The organism is Pelodictyon phaeoclathratiforme BU-1 (genome assembly GCF_000020645.1).
Lineage (GTDB): Bacteria > Bacteroidota > Chlorobiia > Chlorobiales > Chlorobiaceae > Chlorobium > Chlorobium phaeoclathratiforme.
The window spans coordinates 220,118-232,565 of record NC_011060.1 but is presented as its reverse complement, the minus strand read 5'-3'; the positions used below and the strand labels follow the sequence as shown (position 1 = coordinate 232,565).

General features: G+C 46.5%; 11 protein-coding genes. All 11 read right to left on the bottom strand.

Going from position 1 to position 12,448, the window contains the following annotated elements:
- Positions 1-45: 45 nt before the first annotated feature.
- Positions 46-513, bottom strand: coding sequence for an Lcl C-terminal domain-containing protein (locus PPHA_RS14420; RefSeq protein ID WP_190274010.1), 468 nt, complete (start codon positions 511-513; stop codon positions 46-48).
- A 57-nt stretch (positions 514-570) separates the two neighbouring features.
- Positions 571-903: a hypothetical protein gene (locus PPHA_RS01210; RefSeq protein WP_150085543.1), complete on the bottom strand. Its 333-nt coding sequence runs from the start codon at positions 901-903 to the stop codon at positions 571-573.
- Positions 904-1,043: 140 nt separating this feature from the next.
- A complete protein-coding gene (locus tag PPHA_RS01205) occupies positions 1,044-3,407 on the bottom strand; it encodes a tetratricopeptide repeat protein (protein ID WP_012507070.1) in 2,364 nt (787 codons plus the stop codon).
- Positions 3,408-3,741: 334 nt separating this feature from the next.
- Positions 3,742-4,224: a DUF4405 domain-containing protein gene (locus PPHA_RS01200; protein ID WP_012507069.1), complete on the bottom strand. Its 483-nt coding sequence runs from the start codon at positions 4,222-4,224 to the stop codon at positions 3,742-3,744.
- A 155-nt stretch (positions 4,225-4,379) separates the two neighbouring features.
- On the bottom strand, positions 4,380-5,477 hold the full coding sequence (locus PPHA_RS01195; RefSeq protein WP_012507068.1) for a glycosyltransferase family 4 protein: 1,098 nt from the start codon (positions 5,475-5,477) through the stop codon (positions 4,380-4,382).
- Positions 5,474-5,935 carry an RNA polymerase sigma24 factor gene (locus PPHA_RS01190; protein WP_012507067.1) on the bottom strand — a complete coding sequence of 154 codons (462 nt, stop codon included), beginning with the start codon at positions 5,933-5,935 and terminating at the stop codon, positions 5,474-5,476. The genes PPHA_RS01195 and PPHA_RS01190 overlap by 4 nt, the downstream gene beginning before the upstream one ends.
- Before the next feature lie 122 nt (positions 5,936-6,057).
- Positions 6,058-6,348, bottom strand: coding sequence for a sll1863 family stress response protein (locus tag PPHA_RS01185; RefSeq protein WP_012507066.1), 291 nt, complete (start codon positions 6,346-6,348; stop codon positions 6,058-6,060).
- Positions 6,349-6,410: 62 nt separating this feature from the next.
- Complete coding sequence (locus tag PPHA_RS01180; RefSeq protein WP_012507065.1) at positions 6,411-6,980, bottom strand: YXWGXW repeat-containing protein; 570 nt, start codon at positions 6,978-6,980, stop codon at positions 6,411-6,413.
- Between the two features lie 175 nt (positions 6,981-7,155).
- On the bottom strand, positions 7,156-7,302 hold the full coding sequence (locus PPHA_RS15360; RefSeq protein ID WP_012507064.1) for a lmo0937 family membrane protein: 147 nt from the start codon (positions 7,300-7,302) through the stop codon (positions 7,156-7,158).
- 734 nt (positions 7,303-8,036) lie between these two features.
- Positions 8,037-9,014: a winged helix-turn-helix domain-containing protein gene (locus PPHA_RS01175; protein ID WP_012507063.1), complete on the bottom strand. Its 978-nt coding sequence runs from the start codon at positions 9,012-9,014 to the stop codon at positions 8,037-8,039.
- Entirely contained in the window at positions 9,011-12,397 is a 3,387-nt protein-coding gene (locus PPHA_RS01170) for a chemotaxis protein CheB (RefSeq protein ID WP_150085541.1), read from the bottom strand. Before PPHA_RS01170 ends, PPHA_RS01175 begins: the two co-directional genes overlap by 4 nt.
- Positions 12,398-12,448: the final 51 nt, after the last annotated feature.

Genomic DNA, 12,448 nt, shown 5'->3' with positions numbered 1-12,448 from the left:
CAGTAATAGCTCACTTTCTTCCCGTTATCATAAACAAGAGATCAGTTAAAAGGTGCGAACTGGCCGGACGGACAAACTCTCTACCTTGGGAATCAACTTTTGAGAGCCATCAAGGAATTGCTGACTTAATGCAGATTGTTGATCATACTCCGTCGAGCTCCAGTATCTGTCGTCTGAAAAACCACCAATGAGTGTTCTTGCGAGATAGAGCTTGTTCAGCTCATCCTTGTTCGGCAAGTGCCAGTCGTTATAACCATTTTCCTCCATCCGCTCACACGCTCCAAAAGCATCGCTCCAATTGAAGTTTCCCGAGAGATTCTCTTTCGCCGCAATAAGACCATGTTGCACCGACGCGGTATATGCTGACTTACTCTGCTTTTCAAGAAGAGCAACCTTGCCTCGCGTCACCTCTGTCTCCCCGTTAGAGGGAGCTGCCAACAAAAAAGGGGAGGTCGAGTAAATCATCATGACTGTCAACAGGGAGAGGCATTTCCTTTTATGTGCTTCCATCATGCAAAAATAATCCATTAAAAAGAGGACGCTCTCACTGGAGAACATGAACTTCCATCGTTACCGATATATCTGTTGAACATCGCTTTTGATAACTTCATTGGCAGTAACACGTTCGGGCAACAAAGCACCAGATTCACCCCAGTCACCATAAGAGGGTGAATCAAATTTATCGGATGCCGCTTTGGCATCCGACCAGTAGAGATGCTCCGACAGCGTAGTCTCACCGACAATCATGACCTCTTCTGCCCTTTCCTTAAAACCCTCCTCACCTGGCTGGAAGAGGTAAATGACTATACCGCCAGCATATTCATCGCCAACTTTCAATGTACGTGCCTGAGATAATGGCGAAACGCCCAACAGAACAAAAAAAGAGAGCAATAAAGACTTCATGAGCCGGAGAACAGTTCTTTTTACGAAACATTTCATCATTTTTTTCTCTTCGCTTGATACAACCTTGATACGAATTGAGTGTTTATCATTAATGCCTGTTCGACAATATAAGACATTTCACACAATGACCACTCCTGATATCAGTGATGCAGACTCCTTATCACTGCTGCACGCTTTTGCGCCTCATCAGCAACAACTCCCTGCCCGGTTTTCCGGCAGATGATCGCCAAATGTTCAAGGAGCGTAGCAACATTGGCATCAACAGGACCAAGACTCTTCTCTACAATTGCCAATGAACGTCTGGTAAATGGCTCAGCCTCAGCATAGCGACCTTCAGCAGTATAAAGTTCGGCAAGGTTCTGTAAACTCACAGCTACATTTTGGTTATCCTGACCGAAACACTTTTCGCGAATCGCAATGGAGCGGGTAAAGAGTGGCTTGGCATCAGCGTATCTACCCTCAAATTTGTACAGTAATGCAAGATTATTCAGGGTGGTGGCCACATCAGGGTGCCATGCCCCGAAGACTTTTTCCTGAATGGCAAGTGCTCGCCGGTACAACGCTTCTGACTCGACATTGCGGTTACCGGCATAATAGAGCCTCCCAAGATTGTTCAGTGTTGTAGCAACATCCGGGTGCTCGACCCCGAAAGCCTTCTCCTGAATATCGAGTGCACGAGTGTAGAGTGGCTCGGCCAATGCACAACGGCCTTGAGCCTGATAAAGAGCGGCAAGATTATTCAGACTCAAGGCAACATCCGGATGATCAAAACCAAGCGCCTCTTCACGAATAGCAAGCGCACGGACGTAAAGGCGATGCGCTTCAGCATACCGACCATCAGCAGAATAAAGAGATGCGAGATTATTCAGACTTCTTGCGACATAGGGGTGATCAGGGCCAAAAAACTTTTCCCGGATGACAAGTGCACGTCGGTAGAGTTGCTCAGCATCTGCATATTTATTTTGTATTGAATAGAGCTTCCCTATGTTGTTCAGAGTTCTTGCAACACAGGGGTGATCTAAACCAAAAACCTTCTCCTGAATGGCAAGTGCACGATTATAGAGTGGAGCAGCATCTGCATACTGGCCTAACGAGCGACAGAGTTCAGCCTGGTTATTCAGACTTTCGGCAACCATGACATGCTCAGGCCCGACAGACTCCACCCGCAATGCAAACGAACGACTGTACAGCAGCTCAGCAGCTCTGTATCGGCCTTGTGCGGAATAGAGTCCGGCAAGGTTATTCATGCAGGTTGCTCTGTCGGGTTGAACCGAACCGACAATCTTATCGCGGATGGCAAGCGCCCTCTTCATAAGCGCTTCAGCATCTGCATACCGGCCCTGAAACGAGTAAAAACCGGCAAGAGCATTCAGACCCACTACTGTCTGGATGTGAGCGGAACAAAAAAACTTTTCCTTTATTGCAAGGGCTTGCAGAAAGAGTGGAGCCGCTTCAGCATATTTGCCCTGCGTTTTGTAGAGCTCAGCAAGATTATTCAGGCTTATTGCCACATCAGGGTGAGCGGAACCAAAAATTTTCTCCCGAATTGCCAGTGATCGCTTGTATAATGGAGCTGCCTCTCTAAACCGGCCTTGTGCAAAGTAAAGGCCGGCAAGATTGTTAAGACTCGTCGCAACATCGGGATGCGCAGTACCAAATATTTTCTCCCGAATTGAGAGCGCACGGGTCAAAAGAGGCTCAGCTTCTGCATAACGGCCAAGAATCTTACAGAACTCTGCAAAGTTGTTCAAAGAGGTCGCAACTTCCGGTTGATCATGCCGAGCAAGCTTTTCACTGATTGCCAGTGCACGTCGATAGTATGGCTCGGCTTCAGTATATCTGCCCTGAAACTGACAAAGAGTTGCAAGGTTGTTCAAGCCCATGACAACCTCGGGATGATCAGGATGGTCTGGACCAAGAAGCCTGTCATGCATTGCTAATGCACGCTTGAAGAGTAGCTCGGATTCCAGATACCGTCCCTGAATAAAATAAAGTCCTGCAAGAGCATTCAGACTCATTGCAATAGAGGGATGATCCGGCCCAAAAGAGCCCTCACGGATAGCAAGTGCACGAATGCAGAGAGGCTCTGCCTCTGCGTATCGGGCCTGAATTTTATATAACTCCGCCAGGTTGTTCAAACTCGTTGCCACATCGAGGTGAGCAGAACCAAGGGATTTCTCCCGGATTGCCAGTGCCCGCCTGAAAAGGGTGTCGGCTGTTGCATATTGATTCAGAAAGAAGCACTGACCAGCAAGATTGTTCAGACTCAAAGCAACCTCAATCTGATCAGGATCGGCACTCTTTTCCGCCTGTTCCAAAGCTTTCCTGGCCTCAACAAGGGTGCGCATACTGGCATCACTCTTGAGAGCTGCAAGGGAAAGAGTGGCACCAATCGTGCCTGTAAGGGCGATGATGATAAAAAAAATCAACCCCGCCGAAGCAGCAGCAAAGCGCCCAGAGCGCCAGGACTTTCCTCCCCGCCAATACTGCAAATAACCAGTCATAATATTCCGTTGCAGGAACCCCAATTGTACGAACGGGTTCTGGTTGCTCGCCAAGCACGTTATGCGTTATAAATCATTACTGGATGGTACATCATATCAGCGTATTTTCCAAAGGAGAACCATCTGTTTTCAACGACCTTCTACCGCAAGAGTTCCGCTTGTTTACACTACCGAGCGCTCATATTTGAACAGACAGACACTACAACCTAAAGCCTGTCGGCAGAAAATTTCCCCCTTCATCTCCGAAAAATCGCGCTGGGTAGCTTCAACGTCCATTTCACAAACCACATGGCAGGGAATATTGAAGCGACCTCACCGGCAGCAGCCTGAAAAGTTATTCAGACTCATGATTACCGCGTGAATTGATGATAGTACCTGACCTCTGCTGCCTTTCTGGAGATTGCATTTTTGGACCTTCCCATGATTTTGAAATGCTTCTGCCAAAATCAAGTATGCCCGAAAACGGCTGAACTTTGTTGTAGGTACCAATACCAAAAAGAAGAGAGAGAGCAATGATGGCAAGAAGCTCAACTGAACGTCTGGTTCCGTCAGTGCTTTTTGTTTTCAGGTAAGAAAAGAACACTTTCCAATTAATGGCAAAAAGATGAAACAGGGAGATAAGGGAAAAGGCAAATCCAAAAATAATATGCTGGTTTTGCCATTCTGGTTTTGTCAAACCAATCATACTCCAACCCATCGCGCCAGGCCCTCTGCCCGATGGGCCGATATAGAGTATCACACCCGAAATCAGGATCATAAAAAAAGAGAGAAAAAGCCCGAAACTTGTAAATATTCGCCAACTGAACAGTTGTTTCATAGTACACCCACAGAAAAAATATTGTTTTGCGTTGTCTGTCCTTGTTTGATACATCAAATTAACCCGCTGATTCCGGTCATCTCTACACATAAAGTCATCAAGTCGGCATCATTCAACAGCTCCCTCCGGATCAGCGGAAAACAGCATTCCTCGCATCAACCAAACACGTTTGCTCCATTCTGGTGCAATGGAACTGACAGAGCATGATTCGTCATCCTGTTCTGGTGCAAGCTATAGTAGAGTTCTTCATAATTATCAACCATCGTATCAAGGGAAAAACGCCGTTCAAACTCCTCGCGGCAAACGTACCTCGACAGGGAATCAACCTTATGAATAGCTTCGATAAAGTCGAGCTTGCTTTCACAAATAAAGCCTGTTTTACCATGCGTGATCACTTCCGGAGCAGATCCACATCCCCTGACGATAACCGGAGTGCCACAGGCAAGTGCCTCAATCATGACCAGACCAAACGGCTCAGGCCAATCTATGGTATTGAGAAGAGCCTTGGCATTTTTCAACAGCTCGACTTTCTGCTGATCACCAACCTCACCGACATACTCAATAAGTGGATGATCAAGCAGTGGCCTGATTTTTTTCTCAAAATATTCCTGGTCTGTCGGATCAATTTTGGCTGCAATTTTCAGCGGTATATTGCACTCACGAGCGAGCATGATTGCCTGGTCAGGTTTTTTTTCTTCAGAAAAACGACCGAGATAGAGAAAATAGTCTCCTGGTGTCGCATTGAATTCAAAACAGGAGGCTGGGTAACCATGATAGATGGTTTTTGCCCAGTTGATATCTTCGACAGGACGGCGCTGGGAATCACTGATCGAGACATAAGCCATATCACGGTAGGTTCTCAGCATTGCTGAACTATCTCCGAGATCAAGTCTGCCATGCATCGTCAGAACAGTTGGCACCAGCGTTTTATGAGCATACGGAAGTGTCAGGTATTCAAGATGGGAGTGAATGATATCAAATTCATGAAGCATTTTCTCATAAACCCGGCTTAACATCATCATTGAGACGATCATGGGCGTATGCTCCTCTCCTCCAAGTCGAAGTGCTTCTTTTATGGGAGCAACAAGCCTGGCACTGGTTATGGAGTCTCCCGAGGCAAACAGGGTGACGTCATGACCTCTCTCTACCAATCCTTCCGTCAAATGGTAAACAACTCTTTCGGTTCCACCATATTTCTTCGGAGGAACACGCTCCACCAAGGGAGCTATCTGCGCAATTCGAAGTTTTTTCATAGCACACTCTCCCGCGTTAAAGAAACACCTGGCAACAGAGGAGCATCAAGAGAGAGCATTCCCGTTGCAAGCGATTTGCGTCCTGCAGACAACCATACTCTTATGGTATCAAGGGGCTTGCCGATTATTGTTGATATCGTCCGATGTTTCAGTCCGGAGATCTCTGAAAACAATACCGAGAGCTTGATATCTGCATCCCGTCGGCTTAATGACGCCACCAGGCGATTCATAGGCTTTCGCAGTGACTTCGATACAGGATGCAACCCATCACGACCAAAACTATCAAAATAACACCCTCTGAATATTGAAAACATCTCTTTTTCAGGAGTATTCCTGTCAACATGTAAATAGGTTCTGTTGACAAGCTCAACAGCAGCGTTCTCAGAGCCGGTCATCCAATACGCAAGGCTGTAAATATCATCCATCAAATCCATCGGCGTTCTTTTTTCCTTGATCATGGGAACTCCTCATATCAGGTATAAGATTGATATAACCAATTTTTACTGCAATTTTTCAAAAAAGCAAATAAAGTCGCAGCAATTCGATGCTGCGGCTCCATCTGTGTAAACGGTTTACTGCATCAATCCTTAAACTTGTCAGCAATGTCTTTGAGAGCATTACTTGATGAGCGTAAGGCACTCTCCACACCATCCTTGAGCTTCTCCCAAGCCTCTTCTCCCGCCTCACCCAGCTCCTTCAGCTTGCCTTTTGCGGTTTCGATCCCATGCTCAAACTCATCAAGCTGTTTGGCATAGTTGAGATGAGCTTCGGCATTAAAATTTTTTGCTTTTGCCCTGAACTCAACCAATCGTGCCTGTGCCAGTTCCAGCTCGGCAGCAGCTTTCTTTTTATAAGCTTCCTTCAAATTCATAGCGACTCTCCTGTATTATTTTAGATTCAAAAAGTATCCGTCAATCTTGCCTGCAAGAGCTCTCATCTGCGGTTTTCATCATGGCGCTGCTGCTCCAGAACTCTACGATTGTTTTCGTCACTGCGCTGCTGCTCCAGGACTCTGCGATTGTTTTCATCACTGCGCTGCTGCTCCAGGACTCTGCGATTGTTTTCATCACTGCGCTGCTGCTCCAGGACTCTGCGATTGTTTTCGTCACTGCGCTGCTGCTCCAGAGTTCTGCGGTTACTGATTTTGCTATACTCGGTATCCCGATACCTCTTGATATCTTCAAGGCGATGTCTTCTTATTTTTCCGGGAAGATTTTTCTCACGAATAACCTTCCACGGTCCACGATAACTGGAAGAACGGTACCATGATCCCTTCTGGTTTATGTAGTAGCGATGGTCGTAATAGACTATATCATAAGGAGTTCCGACTGCTACTGAAAAACCCCGCTCCGGCAAATTGATAAAACTTGGCCGGGAATCAATCACAAACGAGTGATCGTTCAAAGCACGAATCTGTACGTTCACCGCCCCGCGAGCCTCAATAGCGGGAGTACCGAGAAGCATTCCTGCAACGCCAGCAGCAAGCCAAATGGTTTTTTTCATCGTTTTTCTCCTGTTTATATGTTGTTCAGAGTAATGATAGCACCCTTCTGCTGCTGAAATATTCAAGAGCAGATCACTCTCACCATGGTGTCCGGATTTTCCGGTTTTATAAATTTCCCGACCATTCTCCTCCCTTTTTCGCTCACAGCAAAAAACGGAAGCTGCCCCATGGTCATTAAATGCGCCGACCTTGAATGACACGAATGAGAATGACCACAATAGCGAGGACCAAAAGGCCGTGAATAAGTCCTCCCATAGTATACGAGGTGACAACACCCAACAGCCAGAGGACAACAAGAATAATGACTATGGTTTCGAGCATTTTGTTTCTCCATTTAATTAACAAACCTTTTTTCGGAATAAAGTACCATCGTACCATACCTTCACTCCTTGAACTTTAATAAACAAAGCTACCAAACAAATAGTTCATTCATCATTAATTATTTCGGCATTCTTTTATCATCATTATTATACTGATTGCCTGATCAACTTATCTCTGGACATATGTATTTGATACAAAAATCTCTTTAAAAAAAAGAATATTGTTATAGCAAAAACATTGCATTCGATTCTACTCTTAACGGATAATATTGCACAAAGACAACACCACCATATGAAGTAAAATCACGATTTGTAAATCAGAAAACGAAAAAGCACTGACTGAATACTTTTTACTGCACGGCTGTTGAAGAAACAGCCCCCGGGATGAGAATGAAGAAGTTTGCTCCTATACATCCTTCTCCTTCATCACTATACAAAAAAGGAGTGACAACACACAATAACTTTAACAAATAAAGCTATAAAAAGAAAAATAACTTTATTTTTTAAAGAAATAAAAACACAAAAACAGTCCTGCAGTTGTGCTTCCCGACCATCACAAGGCAACGTGACACTCCATGAGGTACAGGGGAACAAAAGAGGGAAATGGAGGTTATGAAGAAGGCTCCAATGAGCTGGAGCCTGAAACAGAGTGGCATGGAAGGCCGAAGAGGTAAACGCAGTTCATTTGGTGCGGGTTACAGAATCAATCAAAACCTGCAACCAATCGTAGCCAGATCAGGTACCAAGAAACGCCATGAGACACTCCTTGTACTGCATAAAGGCGTCGTGACCCTTTGGCGTTATCCTGTAGATGGTTTGCGGCTTGCGTGACTGAACGTCCTTATCGCAACTGATATACTCCGCCAACTCAAGCATCCGCATATGAACGCTTAAATTACCATCGGTTGTCCTGACCTGTTTCTTGATTTCCACAAAGCAAGCCTGCTCAACAACATACAAATAGGAAAGGGCTGCAAACCGTATCCTTGAATGAATGACTTTGTCAAGCAACTGATGGTTAAAGTTGCCTGTGGATTCGCCGCCGGGCTGATCAATTGACTTTGTCCTTCTGGCTTGAATCAAACGCTCCATGAGCGCTTTATTCTCTCGTTCAACCTGCTTTTGCATACTGATGTCCGAAATGACTGCACGGCACTCTTGGCCATCATTACTGACAACAGCATCAATGCGAACCGTACGGCTATGGAGAACATCGGTTGTGCCAGATATGAAAGGATCAAACGAAGAGGAGGTTCCATCACGCTGAAGTATGACTTCACAGGAAGCATGGTCACGGGAGCTGAATACCCGCTCCAGCATAGCATTATATCCCGGAAGATCTTCAGCCAGAATAAATCCTCCCAGACGATCACCAATCAGGTGGGATCGATCAATGCCAATCAGCTTTGAACCACTCAGATTTACCTTTCGTATCACTCCCTCCCGGTCGAGTGTCAGATAGCCAAGCGGAGCAAAGTCATACAGTTCGGTGTAACAATCCAGGCTCTCCTCCAGCTCCAATCTCGTCTGAAGCAGTTCATCCTGCTGCATTTCAAGCTCTATCTGGTATACTGCCAGTTCATGGATAATCCGCTGCATTTCATCAGGGGAAGCGGTAACATCAAGATGTTTTTTCCGGCCTGCAATGAGTTGCGCTTCAGCCTGCCGCCGCAATATGCTTAAATCCACCAACGGTGCTCGTTTCCTTGTCATGAAGGGTTTTCCTCCTGCTTAATTTCCGGACAAGACCGAAAAGATTTGATATCGACAAACGTCATGTAAACCTGAAAAGGTGCTTCCATTCCTGCCTGGAACCATGGCTGTGCATTGATGCGGATCCATCGGCAATGATTGTGTCCGGGTTGAAACACACCGATAATGACTCCCCTGACGGGCTGGGCGGTACGCAATGCGACAAAGGCCGGATGCTCTTCGAACGGAAAATCAGAACCATCTTCCCGAACGATTTTCCAGCGAAGCTCCGAAGAGGTTTTCCCCTGCATCTCTTCACGAGAGAAGCCCAAAATACGTTCTGCCTCTGGATTTACCATAATAATTCTGCCCTTCGCATCAAGAAGTAAAGCACCCTCGGGTATTGCGTCAAACAAAAGGCGAAAACGATCTTCACTCTCTTTCTGGGCCACCTCAGCCTCTTTGCGGGCAGTGTTGTCTGCGGCGACTGTAATCACTCCGATCACGTTACCTCCGGCATCTCTCAGAGGCCTTGCAATGAGTGTATAAAAACTGCGGCAACCGTCGGCCTGCTTCAACATCAAATCCCTGTGCACGCTCTCCCCTGTTGCAATAACTTTTTGCCTGATTTCCATCAGTTCAGCGGCGTTCTGCATCCCAGGAAGCTCCTCATCCCGCATTCCGATTGAAGTTGATGCATGGAACATATGGCGGGGATCATAGAACCAGATATAACGAAACTCCTTGTCAACAGCAGCGACGATAATACCCGAACTTTCAATTGCTGCCCGAAGACGCTCTTCGCTCTCCCGCAGGCTCTCTTCGAGCTTTTTTGCTACACTGATATCACTGAAGGTGATCACCAGACCGACAATGCGGTTTTCTTGTGTTCGGTATGGCATAATCTTCACGCTGAACCAACGCCCATTACTGGCTGAAACCTGTTTTTCACTGTACACAAGAGTATGAAGAACCTCTCGTGCATCATCAGCTAATGCGGGATAATGCAACTCCGTCACAATATCGGTTATGGGGCGTCCTACGTCACTTGCAATCAGTTTGATAATGGCCGCTGTCCGTGTGGTGAAACGGCGAATGTTGAGTGCATCGTCCAGAAACAGTGTTGCAATATCAGTACTGTTCAGCAGGTTTTTCATATCATTGTTGGCCTGCGATAAATCACTCACCTTTGATTGCAGTTCGTGATTAACCGTCTGCAGCTCCTCGTTCATAGACTGCATCTCTTCCTTCGATGTGGTCAGCTCCTCGTTAGTGCTCTGCAATTCTTCGTTGGCCGACTGCATCTCTTCATTGGTTGATTTGAGCTCCTCCTGTGAAGTCTGCATCTCCTCACGGATACTGAGGATCTCATCTCGTGCCTGACTCAATTCCTGCTCGAGCAGTTTCTGCCGGGCTCCACCTCTGTCAACAGAGAGAGCCGGATCCCGTAATGTTCCTCCCACAACCCTTTCGACATCGGAAAACACAATCAAAACCAGACCATGCAAAGCATCCGGCTTTTCCAAAAGCCGGATTGTCAGATTGACAGCCTGTGTTTCTCCGTTCGAGCTGACACTCAGTCCTCTTTTTGTAGCCACTCCTTGTTGACGAAGTGCATTGCCGAACATGAGATTCAGTTCATAGCGAAGCCCTTCGCGTGCCATCGCAAAAATATTCCAGTTGGCTTTTCCTGCCGCCGGTTCAAGATACTTGCCTGTATGGCCGCTGATATAAATGATATCCCCCTTGTCATTGGTCAACACGGCAGCAGGAGTATAATGTTCGAGGAGGAACTGATCTGTCATGGACTGCAGGTTGATGGCTGAGGATTTTGATTTTGGCTGATCAATCGCAACGTCCTGAGGCACAGGCAAGGAGTGCGCAAATGAAAAGGGCAAAGCAAGGGGCTCTGGACGAACTCCGTGGTGAAGCTTGCTGAAAAGCCGTGTTTTACCATCAATCGGTTTAAAAAGAGAGGTAAATGAACCAAGGCTCTCGGCACTTCCCAGAAAAAGAATGCCTCCAGGATTAAGAGTGTAATGAAAAAGTGGAAAAAGCTTTTTCTGCAGCTCCGGCTCCATATAGATCAGCAGGTTTCGGCAAACCAGAATATCGAGCTTGGTAAAAGGGGGATCCATGATCACATTCTGCGGCGCAAACACTACCGTTTCACGGATCTCCCGCAATATTCTATAGCTATTATTGTCGCGCTCAAAGAAACGCTGCAGCCTTTCAGTTGAGACTTCTGCCGAAATGTTCAAGGGAAAGCATCCTGTACGGGCTTTGTCGATAGCATCTTTATCCAGGTCAGTTGCAAATATCTGCAATTTGAAATTCCCGAGAGGTTTGACCGATGCAACAGCCTCCTTAAATATAATTGCAAGGGAATAGGCCTCCTCACCAGAAGAACAACCTACCACCCAAGCCCGCAAAACACCACCAGCCGGATGAGCAGCAAGCAGGGCTGGAATTGCCTTCAGTTTCAAAATTTCCCACACTGCCGGATCGCGGAAAAAACTGGTTACCCCTATCAGAAGTTCTTTGAAAAGCAGATCAGTCTCATGGGGGTTTTCCTGCAAAAAGCGAACATAGTCAGCTATTTTTTCAATCTGGTGAATACCCATGCGTCGCTCAATGCGGCGATAGATCGTGCTTTTTTTATAGAGCGAAAAATCCTGCCCGGTATGGGTTCGCAAGAGTATCACCACTTTTTCCAGACCGCTTAACGCTCTCTCTTCCAGCGGAGGATCCTGTTGTAAGGGTAATAATGGAAAATGCCGCAGATAGGTAATAATTTTAGCAGGAAGCTCCTCAACGGGAGCAATAACATCAACCCTGCCAGCCTCAATGGCACTTCGAGGCATTCCGTCAAACTTGGCCGAAGAGGGTGCCTGCACAAAAACACCTCCACCATTCTCTTTTATAGCACGCAAGCCATGGCTTCCATCGGAGCCCATTCCAGAGAGAATGACACCGATACTCTGCTGTTGCAAATCATCTGCAAGTGAGCGAAAAAAGAAATCAATAGGCAAACGAAGCCCTCGAGGCTCTACCGGAGCAAGCAGATGCAATACTCCGTGCAGCAACGACATGTCCTTGTTTGGAGGAATAACATAGACATGGTCTGGCTCAATTTTCAGGCGATCTCTCACCTGAACGACCGGGATATCGGTAACCCGCTGCAGCAACTCCACCATAATCCCCTTGTGAGTAGGATCAAGATGCTGAACAATCACAAAGGCGATACCGCACCGGGAAGGAACATTTTTCAGAAAAATCTCCAGTGCCTCCAATCCTCCTGCTGAAGCACCAATACCAACAATAGGAAAACAATTATTTGCAGCCTTCAGGGTGACCCCATCAAGCTTTTTTGCCTTAAGGTTGCCGGAGGGTTCTTTCGTCATGATCCTCATCAATTTAAGAGCGTATACCATCGAAAACACGAACAAATAGAG

What these genes read in the sequence shown, in the direction of transcription:
- PPHA_RS14420 (WP_190274010.1), bottom strand. Translation starts at nt 513, where the DNA reads ATGATGGAAGCACATAAAAGGAAATGCCTCTCCCTGTTGACAGTCATG.
- PPHA_RS01210 (WP_150085543.1), bottom strand. Translation starts at nt 903, where the DNA reads ATGAAGTCTTTATTGCTCTCTTTTTTTGTTCTGTTGGGCGTTTCGCCA.
- PPHA_RS01205 (WP_012507070.1), bottom strand. Translation starts at nt 3,407, where the DNA reads ATGACTGGTTATTTGCAGTATTGGCGGGGAGGAAAGTCCTGGCGCTCT.
- PPHA_RS01200 (WP_012507069.1), bottom strand. Translation starts at nt 4,224, where the DNA reads ATGAAACAACTGTTCAGTTGGCGAATATTTACAAGTTTCGGGCTTTTT.
- PPHA_RS01195 (WP_012507068.1), bottom strand. Translation starts at nt 5,477, where the DNA reads ATGAAAAAACTTCGAATTGCGCAGATAGCTCCCTTGGTGGAGCGTGTT.
- PPHA_RS01190 (WP_012507067.1), bottom strand. Translation starts at nt 5,935, where the DNA reads ATGATCAAGGAAAAAAGAACGCCGATGGATTTGATGGATGATATTTAC.
- PPHA_RS01185 (WP_012507066.1), bottom strand. Translation starts at nt 6,348, where the DNA reads ATGAATTTGAAGGAAGCTTATAAAAAGAAAGCTGCTGCCGAGCTGGAA.
- PPHA_RS01180 (WP_012507065.1), bottom strand. Translation starts at nt 6,980, where the DNA reads ATGAAAAAAACCATTTGGCTTGCTGCTGGCGTTGCAGGAATGCTTCTC.
- PPHA_RS15360 (WP_012507064.1), bottom strand. Translation starts at nt 7,302, where the DNA reads ATGCTCGAAACCATAGTCATTATTCTTGTTGTCCTCTGGCTGTTGGGT.
- PPHA_RS01175 (WP_012507063.1), bottom strand. Translation starts at nt 9,014, where the DNA reads ATGACAAGGAAACGAGCACCGTTGGTGGATTTAAGCATATTGCGGCGG.
- PPHA_RS01170 (WP_150085541.1), bottom strand. Translation starts at nt 12,397, where the DNA reads ATGACGAAAGAACCCTCCGGCAACCTTAAGGCAAAAAAGCTTGATGGG.